The sequence below is a fragment of the Rhodococcus aetherivorans genome, assembly GCF_011058165.1.
In the GTDB taxonomy this organism is placed as follows: domain Bacteria; phylum Actinomycetota; class Actinomycetes; order Mycobacteriales; family Mycobacteriaceae; genus Rhodococcus; species Rhodococcus aetherivorans.
In genome coordinates, this window is sequence record NZ_JAALEG010000112.1 from 1 (window position 1) to 16,234 (window position 16,234).

At 70.9% G+C, this 16,234-nt stretch carries 11 protein-coding genes; 3 read left to right on the forward strand and 8 right to left on the reverse strand.

Translation table 11 applies throughout. The features are described from left to right. Positions 1-1,431 (forward strand): DUF4185 domain-containing protein (locus G6039_RS27220; protein WP_164528153.1); only part of this gene is annotated, 1,431 nt, incomplete at its 5' end. Positions 1,432-1,509: 78 nt separating this feature from the next. Here the strand turns inward: G6039_RS27220 and G6039_RS27225 are convergent. The 8 genes from G6039_RS27225 to G6039_RS27260 all read right to left on the reverse strand — a co-directional run bounded on the left by G6039_RS27225 (position 1,510) and on the right by G6039_RS27260 (position 13,172). Further along, a complete protein-coding gene (locus G6039_RS27225) occupies positions 1,510-2,568 on the reverse strand; it encodes a sulfate/molybdate ABC transporter ATP-binding protein (RefSeq protein WP_006934409.1) in 1,059 nt (352 codons plus the stop codon). Further along, positions 2,565-3,359, reverse strand: coding sequence for an ABC transporter permease (locus G6039_RS27230; protein ID WP_006934410.1), 795 nt, complete (start codon positions 3,357-3,359; stop codon positions 2,565-2,567). Before G6039_RS27230 ends, G6039_RS27225 begins: the two co-directional genes overlap by 4 nt. Further along, positions 3,356-4,087 (reverse strand): molybdate ABC transporter substrate-binding protein, encoded by a 732-nt coding sequence (gene modA / locus G6039_RS27235; protein WP_051359276.1) that lies wholly within the window; start codon positions 4,085-4,087, stop codon positions 3,356-3,358. The genes G6039_RS27230 and modA overlap by 4 nt, the downstream gene beginning before the upstream one ends. Before the next feature lie 38 nt (positions 4,088-4,125). After that, the gene (locus G6039_RS27240; protein WP_006934412.1) at positions 4,126-4,530 is read right to left on the reverse strand and encodes a TOBE domain-containing protein; all 405 of its coding nucleotides are present in this window, start codon (positions 4,528-4,530) and stop codon (positions 4,126-4,128) included. 60 nt (positions 4,531-4,590) lie between these two features. Next, entirely contained in the window at positions 4,591-8,646 is a 4,056-nt protein-coding gene (locus G6039_RS27245; protein WP_043799122.1) for a bifunctional nitrate reductase/sulfite reductase flavoprotein subunit alpha, read from the reverse strand. A 268-nt stretch (positions 8,647-8,914) separates the two neighbouring features. After that, positions 8,915-11,101, reverse strand: a complete 2,187-nt coding sequence (gene katG, locus G6039_RS27250) for a catalase/peroxidase HPI (protein ID WP_006934414.1) — start codon at positions 11,099-11,101, stop codon at positions 8,915-8,917. Between the two features lie 40 nt (positions 11,102-11,141). Further along, positions 11,142-11,585 (reverse strand): Fur family transcriptional regulator, encoded by a 444-nt coding sequence (locus G6039_RS27255; protein ID WP_029546787.1) that lies wholly within the window; start codon positions 11,583-11,585, stop codon positions 11,142-11,144. Between the two features lie 132 nt (positions 11,586-11,717). Continuing rightward, the gene (locus G6039_RS27260; protein ID WP_029546788.1) at positions 11,718-13,172 is read right to left on the reverse strand and encodes a CCA tRNA nucleotidyltransferase; all 1,455 of its coding nucleotides are present in this window, start codon (positions 13,170-13,172) and stop codon (positions 11,718-11,720) included. Between the two features lie 98 nt (positions 13,173-13,270). Here G6039_RS27260 and G6039_RS27265 point away from each other — a divergent pair, with 98 nt between their 5' ends. Both G6039_RS27265 and G6039_RS27270 read left to right on the forward strand, forming a co-directional pair. Next, positions 13,271-13,864, forward strand: coding sequence for an NUDIX hydrolase (locus tag G6039_RS27265; protein ID WP_006934418.1), 594 nt, complete (start codon positions 13,271-13,273; stop codon positions 13,862-13,864). After that, a complete protein-coding gene (locus G6039_RS27270) occupies positions 13,861-16,200 on the forward strand; it encodes a DUF6049 family protein (RefSeq protein WP_006934420.1) in 2,340 nt (779 codons plus the stop codon). Before G6039_RS27265 ends, G6039_RS27270 begins: the two co-directional genes overlap by 4 nt. Positions 16,201-16,234 lie beyond the last annotated feature (34 nt).

A 16,234-nucleotide genomic window follows, 5' to 3' on the forward strand; every position in this document is an offset into this window, starting at 1 on the left:
GAACCGGGCTTCGATCCCGCGGTCGAGCCCCCGGACCCCGACGCGCCGCAGCTGCCACGGATCGACATCCCCCCCGTCGTGAAGATCCCCCTGCCGTACCCCGAGCTCGTGCCGGTCCCGGTCCCCGGCCCGGCGCCGGACAACACCCGCGTGCCGCAGGAGCCGTTGCCCGCCGACCCGTGCGCCGACCCGTGCCCGGACCTCGGTTTCGCGCCGGACGCTCCCGACGCCCTGCCCGGCGGCTCGAGTGGCTCGAGTGGCTCGAGTGGCTCGAGTGGGTCCGCCGGCTCGAGCGGGTCCTCGAGTTACCTGCCGCGCGTCGAGCTGGATCCGCAGCCGGAGACGATCCCGATTCCCGTGCCCGGCGCGCCGGGTGCACCCGTCCCACCGGCCCCGCCACGGGAGAATCCGCCGTTCGAGCCGGGTACCGTCACCGCCCGGCCGCCCGCCCCCGCCGTGGGCGACGTCGAGCTGGTCTCCCAGCTGACCGGTCCCGGCTCGGAGAACCGCACCGATGCGCGCTGGGCCGTGCACGGCACCGACCTCGGCATCGTGTGGGAGACGCGCCCCGGCGAGGTCGCCCTCGCCTTCGGGGACACGTTCGGGCTCGAATGGACGCCGCCGGGCGGGGCCGGCGGAGACTGGCGCAGCAACGTCCTGGCATTCAGCCGCGACACCGACCTGGCGGACGGCCTCACCATCGACGCGATGGTGCAGGACAGCCCCTGCCACGCCGCGGAGATCCTCGACGCCCGGCATGTGAAGAACTTCGAGACGACCGTCATCCCCACCTCCGGCTTCGCGATCGGCGACCGCCAGTACCTGAGCTACATGTCGGTGCGACGGTGGAGCGTCGTGCCGGGCATGTGGTACACCAACCACGGCGGCATCGCCTACTCCGACGACCACGGCCAGACGTGGACGAAGGACCTGAATGCCCGCTGGGACAACGTGTTCGGGCTCGGCCGGTTCCAGGTCGCGACGATGGTGCCGCACGGCGACCACGTCTACATGTTCGGCACTCCGAACGGCCGCGTCGGATCGGTGGGCCTGGCCCGCGTGCCGGTCGACGACGTGCTCGATCCCTCCGCGTACCAGTACTGGGTGCACGACCGCTGGATGCCCGTCTTCGAGCAGCTCGCCACCCCGCTCGCCGACGGCGCGGCGAGCGAGCTGTCGGTGCGGTTCGACGTCGGACGAGGCCGCTGGCAGATGAGCTACCTGGAACCGATCGCGGGCGACATCGTTCTCCGCGAGTCGGATTCGCCGCAGGGCGTCTGGTCCGATGCCGCGACGCTGGTACGGACCTCGGACTACCCGAAGGCATACGGCGGCTTCATGCACCCGTGGTCCCACGGCGCGGACCTGTACTTCACCGTGTCCGAGTGGGACAGCTACAACGTCTACCTGATGCGCGCCCGCCTGAACTGAATCACTCTCGCGCGCAGCGTAAGCCGAGCGAATGTATCGTTCACCTCCTCAGTCCGACGGAACGATACATTCGCTCGGTCAGCGGGCGGCATGGATGCGGACCTCGGTGGCCTTGACGACGAACCACATCGTCGCACCCGGTGCGAGCGCGAGATCGGCGGCCGCGGACGTGGTGACCTCGGCGGTGATTCCGGACTCGGCGGCCCGGACGAGGACGGTGGCACCGTGGACCTCGAGCTCGCCGACGACGACGGCGAACGAGTTGCGGGGGCTGCCGTGGGGTTCCCCGGGATAGACCGCGACGGCGGCGGGGGTGAACACCGCCACCGCCGAATTCCCTGGGGCACAGTCGTCGTCGAGCACACCGCGGACCCGGCCGACGGGGGTGTCGAGTCCGTCCGCGATGACGGTGCCGGCGAGCAGGTTCAGGCCCGCGATGCGGGCCGCGAAGGCACTGCGCGGCCGGGACAGCACGTCGCGCACAGTGCCCTCCTCGACGATCCGGCCGTCGTCGAGCACCACGGCCCGGTCGGCGAGCGCCAGGGCGTCGAGGGGGTCGTGGGTGACCACCAGCGCCGTGCGTCCCGGACCGCGCAGGACGGTGCGCAGCAGCGACCGCACGGCCGGGGCGGCCGTCACGTCGAGGGCGGCCATCGGTTCGTCGAGCAGCAACAAACGCGGGTCGGCCGCCAGCGCGCGGGCAATCGCGACGCGCTGGGCCTGCCCCCCGGAGAGCTGGTGCGGCCGGCGGTCGGCGAGCTCCGTCGCGTCGACGGCGGCGAGCTGCCGCAACGCCGCGGCGCGGGCGGCCGATCGGCCGCGGCCCGCGCTGCGGGGAGCGAAGGCGACGTTGTCGAGGACGCTCAGGTGCGGGAACAGCAGCGGCTGCTGCGCGAGCAGGGCCACCCCGCGACGGTGCGGCGGCACGGCCACGCCCGCCGCGGTGTCGGTGAGCACGCACCCGTCGAGTTCGATGCGACCGTCGTCGGGCTGCAGCAATCCGGCGATCACGTTCAGCAGCGTCGACTTGCCGGCGCCGTTGGGTCCCAGGACCGCGAGCACGCGGCCGGACTCCACGGCGACAGCCAGGTCGACGTCGCGGGACCCGACCCGGGCCCGCAGCCGCAGGCCGGTCACAGGCCGCCCGCGATCCGCCGCCCCCGCGCGGCGACGACGATCACGAGGGCGGCCACGACGAGCAGCAGCGACAACGCCACCGCCGCGTCGGCGTCGGTCTCGCGCTGGAGATAGATCTCGAGCGGCAACGTGCGGGTGACACCCTGGAGGCTGCCGGCGAAGGTGAGGGTGGCCCCGAACTCGCCGAGGGCCCGCGCGAAGGCCAGCACGGTGCCGGACGCGAGGCCCGGCAGCACGAGCGGCAGGGTGACCCTGCGGAAGACGGTGGTGGGCGGCGCCCCGAGCGTCGCGGCGACCGCCTCGTACCGGGTGCCGGCGGTGCGCAGGGTGCCCTCGAGGCTCATCACCAGGAACGGCAGCGCGACGAACGTCTGCGCGAGGACAACTGCCGTGGTGGAGAACGCGATACGGATTCCGAGCAGCTCGAGGTGCTCGCCGATCAGTCCGCGGCGCCCGAAGGTGTACAACAGTGCGATCCCGCCGACCACGGGCGGCAGCACGAGCGGCAGCAGCACGAGCGAGCGCAGCACCGGAAGGAAACGCACCGTGCTGCGCGCGAGCACGGTCGCCATCGGCACGCCGAGCAGGACACACAGCACCGTGGCGGCCACCGCGGTGCGCAGGCTCAGCGTCAGGGCCTGCAGGGATGCCTCGGACGTCACCAGTTCCGGGAAGCGCCGCCAGTCGACGGCGAGGATCAGCGACAGCAGCGGCAGGGCGACGAACAGTCCGCCGACGATCGCGGGGACGTGGATCCACGTCGGCAGCCCGGCCGGTCGGACGCGCGTCACGGGGCCGCGAATCCCTTCTCGGCGAGGATCCGTCGTCCCTCGGGGCCGGTCACGTACGCGACGAACGCCGCCGCCGTCACGGGGTTCGCGCCCTCGGCGAGGACCGCGACGGGGTAGGTGTTGACGGCCGCCGCGGACTCGGGGAACGGCACGGCGGTCACGTCGTCGCCGGCGCGCAGAGCGTCGGTGACGTAGACGAGCCCGGCGTCGGCCTGCCCGGTGGCGACCTTGCCGAGCACGTCCGTCACCGAGGATTCCTCGCTGACCGGCTCGAGGGTGACGCCGGCGACGTCCTCGACGCGGGCGGCCGCGGCGCCGCACGGTACCTGCGGCGCACACACGACGACGTCGAGTCCGGGACGACTCAGATCCGCGAAAGTCTGCACGTCCTCGGGGTTTCCGGGTTCGGTGACGATGGTGAGGGTGTTGGCCGCGAAGTTCACGGGTTCGCCGGCCACGAGACCGGCATCGACGGCCCTGGTCATGTTCGCCGTGTCGGCGGAGGCGAAGACATCGGCGGGGGCACCCTGGGACAACCGCGCGACGAGGTCGGCCGAGCCGGCGAAGTCGAAAACAACATCCGTGCCGGGATTTTCGGCCTCGAACCGCACTTCGATCTCCCGGAACGGTACCTGCAGCGACGCGGCCGCGAACACGGTCAGCTCGCCGGTGACCGCCGTGGCGGGCGCAGGGTCGCCGTCACCACCGGAGCCACACGCGGCGAGCATCAGCGCCGAGAGCACGACGACGACTGCCTCCCGCCGTCTCACGACGCACCCGCCGGGGTTTCGACGATCACCGTCGTGGCCTTGACGACGGCCACCCCGAGGCTGCCCGGTTCGAGGCCGAGTTCACGGACGGCCTCGGTGCTCATCAGCGAGACGACGCGGTGCGGGCCGCACTGCATCTCCACCTGCGCCATGACGGTGTCGGACACCACCCGGGTCACGATCCCCGCGAACCGGTTGCGGGCGGAGCTGCCCACGCCGAGCAGATCGGGTGCCTCGTCCGCCTGACGGCGGGCGAACTCGGCAAGGTCGGCCCCCTCGACGATCTTGCGGCCGGCCCCGTCCTTGCCGGCCGGCAGGGCGCCCTGGTCGATCCACCGCCGGACGGTGTCGTCGCTGACGCCGAGCAGCCGGGCGGCATCCTTGATGCGAATCTGCGTCACGAAACAGACACTACTTCCGCTTCTGCGGACCTATCAAGCGTAGGGAAACGAATTTGCGGATCAGTACACGTCGCGCACGTAGCGCTTCTCAGCGGCGAGCTGCTTGACGTACGTTTCGGCGTCCTCCTCGTCGAGCCTGCCGTGGACCTGCACCACCTCGCGCAGCGTCTCGTCGACGTCCTTGGCCATCCGGCTCGCGTCGCCGCACACGTAGAAGTGGGCACCGTCCTGCAACCACTTCCACAGCTGCGCCCCGTGCTCGCGCATCCGGTCCTGCACGTAGACCTTCTGCCGCTGGTCGCGGGAGAAGGCCAGGTCGAGCCGGGTGAGGAAGCCGTCGGCGTGCATCGCCTCGATCTCGTCCCGGTACAGGTAGTCGGTGGAGGACCGCTGATCGCCGAAGAACAGCCAGTTCCGGCCGGTGTGGCCCATCTCGCGGCGATCGTGCAGGAAGGCGCGGAACGGCGCGATGCCGGTGCCGGGACCGACCATGATCATCGGGGTGTCCGGCGTCCGGGGCGGCCGGAAGTGGGTGCTGCGCTGGACGAAGATGGGGATGTCGACGCCGTGACTGTGGTCGGCGAGGAAGCTCGAGCACACCCCGGCCCGGCCGATGCCCTCGTAGCTGTAACGCACCACCGAGACGGTCAGCTGCACCTCGCGGGGGTTGGTCCGCGGGCTCGACGAGATCGAGTACATGCGGGGCTGCAGCCGCTTGAGCACGGGCAGCCACTCCTCGATCGGCGCCTTGAACGGATACGCCGAGATCACGTCCATCGCCTGTTTGCCCCACAACCACTGCTGCAGCTCGATCTTGTTACCCGGTCGCAGCAGCTTGGCCAGCTCCGTGCTCTGGGTCTGCTCGTGGACGAACCGCAGCAGCTCCGGGGTCACCCGAGCGATCTCGAGGTGCCGGGTGGCGGCCTCGCGCAGGGGAATGGTCGGCAGATCGGCGAATTCCACGGGTGTTTCCGGATCGAGCGCGGTGACCTGCAGCCATTCGTCGACCGTCTCGGGTCCGTTGGTGGGCATCACGCCGAGCGCGTCTCCCGCCTCGTACACGAAGTCCGGGTCGTACAGCTCGAATCCGAACTGGCGCACGTCCTTCGACGACCCCGGTCCACTGAGCGGGACGTTCCGGGTCAGCCGGGTGACGAGCGGCACCTTCCGGCTGTAGGCGGGTTCGGGCTTCGCCGGGGGTCCCGGGGTGGGCGCGGCCGGTGCGGCACCGTCGGGACGCACGAGTTGTTCGACGACGGCGAGCCATTCGCCGGCCGGTTCGTCGTAGTCGGGCTCACAGTCCACCCGTTGCGTGAGCCGGGTGGCCCCGAGTTCGGCGAGCCGCTCGTCGATGCGGCGGCCGTGACCGCAGAAGTCGTCGTAGCTCGAGTCCCCGAACGCCAGCACGGCGTAGCGGGTGTCGGGAAGGCGGGGCGTGTCGTCACTGTTGAGGGCGTTCCAGAAGGCGGTGCCGTTGTCCGGGGCGTCGCCGTCGCCGAAGGTGCTGGTGATGACGAGCAGGTCGCGCACCCCGGTCAGCGCGGACACGTCGTAGTCGTCCATCCCGACCAGGGCGGCGGGCCGGCCCGCGGCGCGGAGGCGCTCGGCGCACATCCGGGCGAACTCCTCGGCGTTGCCGGTCTGCGACGCCCACGCCACCACCACCGGTGGCGCCCCGTCGGCCTCGTCGCGGTCCGGTGCGGCGTGCGCGAAGTGCCCCGCGAGCAGCCCGTCCACCCATGCCCGGGTGGCAGCCGGAAGGGGAGCCGACGCCGGGAGCACCGGCACACCCGCCTGTCCGGACTCCCGGAATCCCGTGAGAAATCCAGTCAGATAACGCTTTTCGAGATCATCGAGCACGGGCGGCGCGACGTCCCCCAGTCCGAGCGTCGAGGCGAGCCGGTCGGCCGGTGCACCCGACGGTTCGGGCCGGGCGGGCGTTGCCACCTTGGTCAGCGACACCGCGCACACCTTGAACTCCGGCTGCAGCGACGCGGGATCGACGGCGTCGTTGGTGACCGCGTTGACCGACAGGTACTCCCCGAACATGTCGTTCCAGTGGAACGGGGCGAAGCAGCATCCCGGCCGTACCCGGTCGGTGACCACGGCCGGCAGCACCGCCCGGCCCCGGCGGGACGCGACCTCCACCTGGTCACCGTCCACGATCGAGAGTCGTTGCGCATCGCCGGGATTGATCTCGACGAAGGGTCCGGGGTTCAGCTTGTTGAGCTTGGCGACCTTCCCCGTCTTGGTAAGAGTGTGCCACTGGTGCTGGACGCGGCCGGTGCCGAGCACGACGGGGAAGTCGTCGTCGGGCATCTCGGCCGGCAGCATGTGTGGTCGGGGGTGGAACGCGGCCCTGCCGGTGGCGGTGGCGAACCGCAGCCGGGGGGCGGTGCCGTCCTCCGACCTCAGCAGGGTCTGGCTCACCCCGTCGTTGAGATAGCGGATCGGGTTCCGGTCGGTCGCGGCGTCCGGCGGGCACGGCCATTGCACGGGGGTCTCGCGCAACCGGTCGTACGTGATTCCGCGCAGGTCGTATCCGGTCTTGGGGTTCCAGAAGCGCGTGATCTCCTCGAAGATCTCCTCGGGGCAGGAGTAGGTGAACGCCTCGGCGTAGCCCATGGCGCAGGCGACGCGCGCGATGATCTGCCAGTCCGGCAGGGCCTGGCCGACCGGATCGATCGCCTGCTGCAGCAGCGTCAGGTTGCGCTCGGAGTTGACCATCACCGCCTCCGACTCCGCCCACAGCGCTCCCGGCAACAGGACGTCTGCATACGCGGTGGTTTCGGTCTCGAGAAAGACGTCCTGCGCGACGACGAAATCGGCCTTCTCGAGAGCATCGACGACGGTGCGTCGATTGGCCACGGAGGCAACCGGATTGGTGCAGATGATCCAGCAGGCCCGGATGGTGCCCGCGGCCATCTGCTCGAACATGTCGACGGTGCCCTTGCCGACCGTGGTGGGGATCGCGCCGGGCGGCAGCCCCCACTGCTGTTCGACGAAGGCCCGCTCGGCGTCGACGAGGACGGAGCGCTGCCCCGGCAGGCCGGGCCCCATGTAGCCCATCTCGCGGCCGCCCATGGCGTTGGGCTGGCCGGTGAGCGAGAACGGGCCGCTGCCGGTGCGGCAGATCGCGCCGGTGGCCAGATGCAGGTTGCAGATCGCGTTGGTGTTCCAGGTGCCGTGGGTGCTCTGGTTCAGGCCCATGGTCCAGCACGACATCCAGTCACCGGCCTCGCCGATCCACCGGGCGGCCGTGCGGATGTCCTCCTCGGCCAGTCCGGTGATCTCCGCGACGCGTGCGGGGGTGTAGTCGGCGAGGAACCCGGGCATGGCGTCCCAGCCCTCGGTGAATTCCGCCACGAACGCCCGGTCGACGTGCCCGTTCTCGACGATCAGGTGCAGCAGGCCGTTCAGCAGCGCCAGGTCGGTCCCCGGCGCGATCTGCAGGAACAGGTCCGCCTTCTCGGCGGTGGCCGTGCGGCGGGGGTCGACGACGACGAGCTTCGCACCGGCCTTGACCCGGTTCATCATCCTGAGGAAGAGGATGGGGTGGCAGTCGGCCATGTTCGCGCCGCTGACGAAGAACAGGTCCGCGTGGTCGAAGTCCTGGTAGGAGCCGGGCGGGCCGTCCGCGCCGAGCGACTGCTTGTAGCCGGTGCCGGCGCTGGCCATGCACAACCGCGAGTTGGACTCGACGTTGTTGGTGCCGACGAACCCCTTCGCGAGCTTGGTGATCAGGTACTGGGCTTCGAGGGACATCTGGCCGGAGACGTAGAAGGACAGGGCGTCGGGTCCGTGCTCGTCGAGCACCTCCCGCAACCGGCGGGCGGTCTCGGCGATCGCGGCGTCGACCTCCACGGGCACCGGCGCACCGCCGCGTTCGGCGCGACGGTACGCGCTCTCCATCCGCCCGCCGGCGGCCAGCATCTCGGCGCTGGTCGCCCCCTTCGTGCACAGGCGCCCGAGGTTGGTGGGGTGCTCCTTGTCGCCGTACGCGTCGAGCACCCGGCGGGCGCCGGTGGCGGGGTCGAGGCCGACCTCGAGCACCATGCCGCAGCCCACGCCGCAGTATGAGCAGGCGGTCTTGACCTTCGTGATCTCGCCCTGCATCGAACCGCTCCTCACCTGGGTCGGCCACGTTCCTCCGGCCAGGTCTCATGCTCCCGACACCGTGTTTCGTGGGCATTAACCGTGGTGAGTCCCCGGTGACATCTGGCTCACGATTCGCCGCGCGCGGCGGTGAGAGGGCCCGAACGGCCCGATCGGCGGCCCCCGGGCGCCGGAACGACGCACGGCACCCCGCGGGCTGTGTCAGCCGGCGGGATGCCGCACGAGGGGTGTGGATGATCGGCCCCGGGGGCCGATCATCGAGCGCTGCTCAGGCGAGGTCGAACCGGTCGAGGTTCATCACCTTGTTCCACGCAGAGACGAAGTCCTGCACGAACTTCTGCTGCGCGTCGGCGCTGCCGTAGACCTCGGCGATACCGCGCAGCTGCGAGTTCGAACCGAAGACGAGGTCGACGGCCGTGGCCGTCCACCTGACCTCGCCCGTGGCACGATCACGACCCTCGTACACGTTCTCGGTCGACTCGGACACCTTCCACTCCGTGCGCATGTCGAGCAGGTTCACGAAGAAGTCGTTGGTCAGTGCCTCGGGCCGATCGGTGAACACGCCGTGGGCGGATTGCCCGAAGTTGGCGTTCAGGGCACGCATCCCGCCGACGAGAACCGTCATCTCCGGAGCGGTCAACGTCAACAGGTTCGCCCGGTCCAGCATCAGCCGCTCCGGCGGCAGCTTCTCGCCGGCGCGCAGGTAGTTGCGGAACCCGTCGGCCGCGGGTTCGAGCACGGCGAACGACTCCACATCGGTCTGTTCCTGCGAGGCATCGGTGCGGCCCGGCGTGAACGGGACCGTGATCTCGACGCCGGCGTTCTTCGCTGCCTGCTGGACGGCGGCGCAGCCGGCCAGGACGATCAGGTCCGCGAGCGAGACCTTCTTCGCAGACTGCGCGCCGTTGAAGTCCTGCTGGATCCGTTCGAGGGTCTGCAGCACCTCGGCCACCCGGCCCGGCTCGTTGATCTCCCAGTTCTTCTGCGGCTCGAGGCGGATGCGTGCCCCGTTGGCCCCGCCGCGCTTGTCGGTGCCGCGGAAGCTCGCCGCCGACGCCCACGCGGCGGCGACCAGCTGGGGGATGGGCAGGCCCGATTCGAGGATCTTGCTCCCGAGGGCGGCGATGTCGTCCGCTCCGATCAGTTCGTGATCGACCGCGGGAACCGGGTCCTGCCACAGCTGCGGCTCGGGGACCCACGGTCCGAGGTAGCGCGCGACGGGTCCCATGTCGCGATGCAGCAGCTTGTACCAGGCCTTCGCGAATTCCTCCTCGAACTCCTTCGGGTTGTCCAGCCAGCGCCGGGTGATCGGTCCGTAGATCGGGTCGAGTCGCAAGGAGAGGTCCGTGGTCAGCATCACCGGCGAGTGCCGCTTCGACGGGTCGTGGGCGTCGGGGACGGCGTCGGCGCCGGCCCCGTCCTTCGGGATCCACTGCCACGCACCGGCGGGGCTCTTGGTCTTCTCCCACTCGTAGCCGTACAGGGTTTCCAGGAAGCTGTTGTCCCACTGCCGGGGGGTGGGCGTCCAGGCGCCCTCCAGACCGCTGGTGATCGCGTCCCCGCCCACGCCCGTGCCGAAGGAGTTCTTCCAGCCGAGACCCTGCTGCTCGATGGGAGCGGCCTCCGGCTCGGGACCGACGTGGTCGGCCGTGGCGGCGCCGTGGGTCTTGCCGATGCTGTGACCACCGGCGATGAGCGCCGCGGTCTCGACGTCGTTCATCGCCATCCGGCCGAACGTCTCCCGGATGTCCCGGGCCGCGGCGATCGGATCCGGGTTACCGTTGGGCCCTTCCGGATTCACGTAGATCAAGCCCATCTGCACGGCGCCGAACGGGCCGGACAGTTCCCTGTCGCCGGCGTAACGCTCGTCCCCGAGCCACGTGTCCTCGGGTCCCCAGAACACCTCGTCGGGCTCCCAGATGTCCTCGCGCCCGAAGCCGAAACCGAACGTCTTGAACCCCATCGATTCGTAGGCGCAGTTGCCGGCGAAGATCAGCAGGTCCGCCCACGAGAGCTTCCGGCCGTACTTCTGCTTGATCGGCCAGAGCAGCCGCCGCGCCTTGTCGAGGCTCGCGTTGTCGGGCCAGCTGTTGAGGGGGGCGAAGCGCTGGGCGCCCTTGCCGCCGCCGCCCCGGCCGTCGGCGATGCGGTACGTGCCCGCGGCATGCCAGCTCATCCGGATGAAGAGCGGCCCGTAATGGCCGTAGTCGGCCGGCCACCACTCCTGCGACGTCGTCATCAACTCGAAGATGTCCTGTTTCAGGGCCTCGACGTCGAGGGTCGCGAACTCTTCGGCGTAGTTGTAGTCCGGGCCCATCGGATTGGAGAGGGGCGAGTGCTGGTGGAGAACCTGCAGGTCCAGCTGGTTCGGCCACCAGTCCCGGTTGGTCCTGGGCCGATGCGGCTTCGGCTCGGGGGACGGGATTACCGGATTTTCGCTTTCACTGTTGGACACGTCGGCCCTTCCTTCCGGGTTTCGGTGAATCGGACGGTGATCACGGATGTGATCGCGAAGCGTGTGCTGCCGAGCAGTCGGGGCACATGCCCCAGTAGATGACCTCGGCCTCGTCGACGAGGAAGCCGCTGTGGTCGGACGCGGTCAGGCAGGGCGCCTCGCCGACGGCACAGTCGACGTCGGCGATGGCCCCACAGGACCGGCAGACGAGGTGGTGATGGTTGTCCCCGACACGCGACTCGTACCGGGCGACGGAACCGGACGGCTGGATCCGCCGCACCAGACCCGCACCGGTCAGGGCGTGCAGCACGTCGTACACGGTCTGCCGGGAAACCTCCGGCAGACCGGTGCGCACGGCTCCGAAGATCGTCTCCGTGTCGGCGTGCGGATGCTGGTTCACCGCCTCCAGCACCGCGATCCGGGGCCGGGTCACGCGCAGCTCCGCCGTACGCAACTGCTCCACGTAATCCCGCGTCGAGGGCACGTGGATACTATGACGCACTTTTCTGGAATGAGTCACGACTTTGGGTAACCGCAGCGTGATCAGAACTCGCGCGTGTGTTCGGTGGCGCGGGCGGCGGTCGCGCGGACCCTCACCCGTCCGGCTACCCGGCCGCTAGGGCTTCGGCTGCTGCGCCCACCACTTCAGCAACTCGGCCTCGGCCTCGTCGCGGTCGAGGGGACCACGGTCGAGCCGCAGCTCCTTGAGGAACTTCCAGGCCTGCCCGACCTGCGGGCCGGGTTTCAGGCCGAGCAGCTCCATGATGGCGTTGCCGTCGAGGTCGGGCCGCACCTTCGCCAGGTCCTCCTGCTCGGCGATCCGCTCGATGCGCGTCTCGAGATCGTCGTAGGTGGCCTGCAGCGCCGCGGCCCGGCGCTTGTTGCGGGTGGTGCAGTCCGCCCGGACCAGCTTGTGCAGCCGGGGCAGCAGGTCACCGGCGTCGTGCACGTAGCGCCGGACCGCCGAGTCCGTCCACTGGCCCTTGCCGTAGCCGTGGAACCGCAGGTGCAGGAACACGAGCTGACTGACGTCGTCGACCATCTGCTTGGAGTACTTCAGGGCCCGCATCCGTTTGCGGACCAGCTTGGCCCCGACGACCTCGTGGTGGTGGAAGCTGACGCCGCCGCCCGGCTCGTTGTGCTTCGTGGCGGGCTTGCCGATGTCGTGCAACAGGGCCGCCCAGCGCAGCACGAGATCGGGATCCCCGTCCTCGAGGTCGATGGCCTGCCTGAGCACGGTCAGCGAATGCCAATACACGTCCTTGTGCTGATGGTGCTCGTCGATCTCGAGCTTCATCGCCGGGATCTCCGGGATCACCCGCTCGGCGAGGCCGGTCTCGACCATGATGTCGATGCCCTCGATCGGGTAGGCACCGAGGATCAGCTTGTCGAGCTCGGCCTGCACCCGCTCGGCGCTGATCCGCAGGATCTCGTCGCCCATGGCCACGATCGCGTCGTGCACCCGCTCCGCCAGCCCGAACCCCAGCTGGGAGACGAACCGCGCCGCGCGCAGCATCCGCAGCGGATCGTCGTGGAACGACTCGCTCGGCATCGCGGGGGTGTCGATGACCCCGGCGAGCAGGGCGTCCATCCCGCCGAGCGGGTCGACGAAGTCCTCCGCGCCGGTCGGGCCGATCCGTACCGCCATGGCATTGACGGTGAAGTCGCGGCGGATCAGGTCGTCCTCGAGGCTGGTGCCGTACTCGACGATCGGGTGGCGGGTGACACGGTCGTACGCGTCGCTGCGGAACGTGGTGATCTCGATCTGCTCCGGGCCCTTGACCGCGCTGATCGTGCCGAAGTCGATGCCGGTGTCCCACTGGTGGTCAGCCCAGCCGCGCAGCAGCGCCTGCACCTGCTCGGGCCGCGCGTCGGTGGTGAAGTCCAGGTCGGTGCCGAGGCGACCGAGCACCGCGTCGCGGACGCTCCCTCCCACCAGGTACAGCTCGTGACCGGCGGCGGTGAAGCGCTCACCGAGCGGGGCCAGGATGTCCGACAGCGCACGCAGCGTCGCGTCGGCGCCGGCGAGCAGTCGGGCGCGCCGCTCGGTGTCGGTGGAGGGAGAGTTCACGTCTTCGAACCTTACCGAGGTGGCCGAACGCGCAGTCGCGCGATCCGGACGTGCCTGGTTGGACCGCCGGGCACGTCCCGCCAACTAGTATCGATGAGGTGTCGCCCGCAGAACGTGCCAACCGCAACCGCCGCACCTCGCGGCGGCGTGGCGCGGGCGCCAAGTCCGGTGGCCGGGCCACCTCCGACGCGGCGAAGCCTCACCTGCGCACGGTCCGCGAGACATCGGCCGGGGGACTGGTGGTCGACGGCCTCGGCGGGCCCCCCGACAAGTTGTGCGCGGCGTTGATCGGCCGCACGGACCGGCGCGGCCGGCTGCTGTGGTCGCTGCCGAAGGGACACATCGAGAAGGGCGAGACCGCCGAGCAGACGGCGATGCGCGAGGTCCACGAGGAGACCGGGATCCACGGCACCGTCCTCGCCACGCTCGGCAGCATCGACTACTGGTTCGTCACCGAGGGCCGGCGCGTCCACAAGACCGTGCACCACTACCTGCTGCGTTACCTGGACGGCGAGCTCTCCGACGCCGACGTCGAGGTCACCGAGGTGGCCTGGGTGCCGCTGCCGGAGCTGCGCTCGCGCCTGGCGTATGCGGACGAGCGCAGGCTCGCCGACGTCGCCGACCAGCTGATCGCCGAGATGGATCCGTCGATGCTGCTCGGACCCGGCGGACCGGAGGCCCGTCTCGGATGACCTCGGCAGCTCGCCGGGCCGCGGCGGCCGTTCTCGCCGTGCTCGCGCTCGTCCTGACGACGGCGGGTGTGGCCGTCGCCCAGCCGCGCAGCGACGCGTCCGACGCCCCGCGCTTCCTCGAGCTGCGCATCGACTCGGTGACGCCGACGACGATGTCCACCAGCAGCGAGCCGGTGGTGACCGTGACCGGCACGCTCGAGAACGTCGGCGACCGCGATGTCGAGGACATCGCCGTGCGGCTGCAGCGCGCCCCGGCGGTCGGCTCCGCCGAGGAGCTGCGCACGGCGCTGACCTGGGATCAGACCGCCTACGACCGCACCGGGCCGTTCGAATCGGTCACCGACGTCCTCGAGCGGGGTGAGCAACGGCAGTTCCGCCTCGAGCTGGCGCTGCGCTCGGCCGACAGCCCTTCGCTGGGTATCGACACCCCCGGGGTGTATCCGCTGCTCGTCAACGTCAACGGAGCTCCCGAGTACGGCGGTCAGGCACGGCTCGACGACGCCCGGTTCCTGCTGCCCGTGCTGGGGGTGCCCACGGGCGAGAGCAGCGAGAGCCGGCCCGTGCCCCCGGACACGTCCGCACCCGTGGGGGTCACCATGCTGTGGCCGCTCGCGGACCGGCCGCGCCTCGCGGCGGGGGTGCCCGGATCGGCGACGGACCCGGTCCGTCTCGTCGACGACGACCTCGCGACGTCGCTCGCCGACGGCGGCCGGCTCGACGGACTGCTCGACGCCGCCGAGCGCGCGGCCACCGCCGAGGACCGCCGCGTCGCCGACGCGATGTGCCTGGCCGTCGACCCCGATCTGCTCGTCACCGTCGCCAACATGACCCGCGGCTACCTGGTGGTCGAGGACACGGCCGAACCGAGGGGCGATGCCCACGACGGGGAGGGGACGGCCGCGGCCGTCGCGTGGCTGGAACGGCTGCGCACCCTGGCCGCGTCGATGTGCACGGTCGCGGTGCCCTTCGCCCAGGTCGACGTGGCCGCCCTCGCCGAACTCGACGACGCCTCTCTCGCCGGGCCCGCGCTCGCCGCCCCGACCGAGATCGTGAACACGATCCTCGGAATCACCACGACCCGGGAGGACGTGGTCTGGCCCGACGCCGGGGTGCTCACCGAGCAGGCGGGGGCGCTGCTCGCCGCCGACGGCCCGGTGACGACCCTGCTCGCCGACACGGCGGTCGACGCCGCGGACTCGGACGCGGGCACGGGTCCGATGCCCGTGCGGGGGGTGGACGGCCTGTCCACGGTCCTGTTCGACAGCGCCGCCGCCACCGCGCTCGCCGCGCTGGGCGACGCTCCCCAGACGCCGTCGTTCACCGCCGAGGACGCCCGCTACGACCTCACCGAGGATTCCCCGGGCGCCCGGCTGCAGGACGCGCTGGGCGCCCTGAGCTGGTCCGCGCTGCGCACGTCGGAGAGCGCCACCCGGACCGTGTCCACCGGCGACGGCGCGTCCGCGGCCCCGGGCTCCGCGCTGTTCGTGCCGCCGCAGTCGTGGAGTGCGTCCGGCGACGACGCCGCCGCGGTCCTGTCGATGGTCGGCACCCTGATCCGCTCCGGCCTGGCCACCCCGCGTCCGTTCGACACCCTGTTCGCACCCGCCGCCGGGGACGCCCCCACCGTCGCGCTGTCCTACCCGGAGCAGGCCATCGTCGACGGTGCGTCGGCGGAGGTGATCGACGCGGCCCGCGAGCAGGCACCCCGGCTCGACTCGTTCCAGGAGGCGCTCGTCGAGGATCCGCAGGCGCAGCTGACACCGCAGCAGTTCACCGCACCGCTGCGCGAGGACCTGCTGCGCGCGATGAGCCTGGCGGGCCGGCGCGGGCCCGACCCCGGCGCCGCCGCGCGCGACGCGGGGCAGCGCGGCGAGGAGGTACGCGACGCCGTCGACGGGATGTTCGCGGGAGTGACCGTGCTCTCACCGGGCGGTGTCTACACGCTGACCTCGGAACAGAGTCCCCTACTGTTGGTCGCGCGCAACGATCTGCCCGTGGGCATCACCGTGCGGCTGCACGTGGACGCGCCGTCGGCGATGAAGATCACCGACATCGGACCCACCCAGCTGCCCCCGCGCGGCAGCCGCACCCTCACGGTGCCGGCGCAGATCAGCGACTCGCGGAAGATCGGTGTCGAGTTCGCCCTGACCACGGAGTCCGGGCTGCCGCTCGGCACCCCGACGAACGTGACGGTACGGTCCAACGCATACGGCCAGGTTCTCGCGATCGTCACCGGCTGTGCGGGGGCGCTGCTGCTGTTCCTGGCGGGCCGTCGTCTCCTGCACCGCTTCCGCGGCGAGCCCGATCCAGCCGACGAAGGGTACGAGAAACGATGACCGGGAACCCCACCCGTGAGGACGTCGCCCCTGC

Bases quoted from the DNA above. Each gene is read 5' to 3' on its own strand.
- modA (WP_051359276.1), bottom strand. From the start codon at position 4,087: ATGCTCGCCGCGTGTGGCTCCGGTGGTGACGGCGACCCTGCGCCCGCC.
- G6039_RS27245 (WP_043799122.1), bottom strand. From the start codon at position 8,646: ATGCAGGGCGAGATCACGAAGGTCAAGACCGCCTGCTCATACTGCGGC.
- G6039_RS27270 (WP_006934420.1), top strand. From the start codon at position 13,861: ATGACCTCGGCAGCTCGCCGGGCCGCGGCGGCCGTTCTCGCCGTGCTC.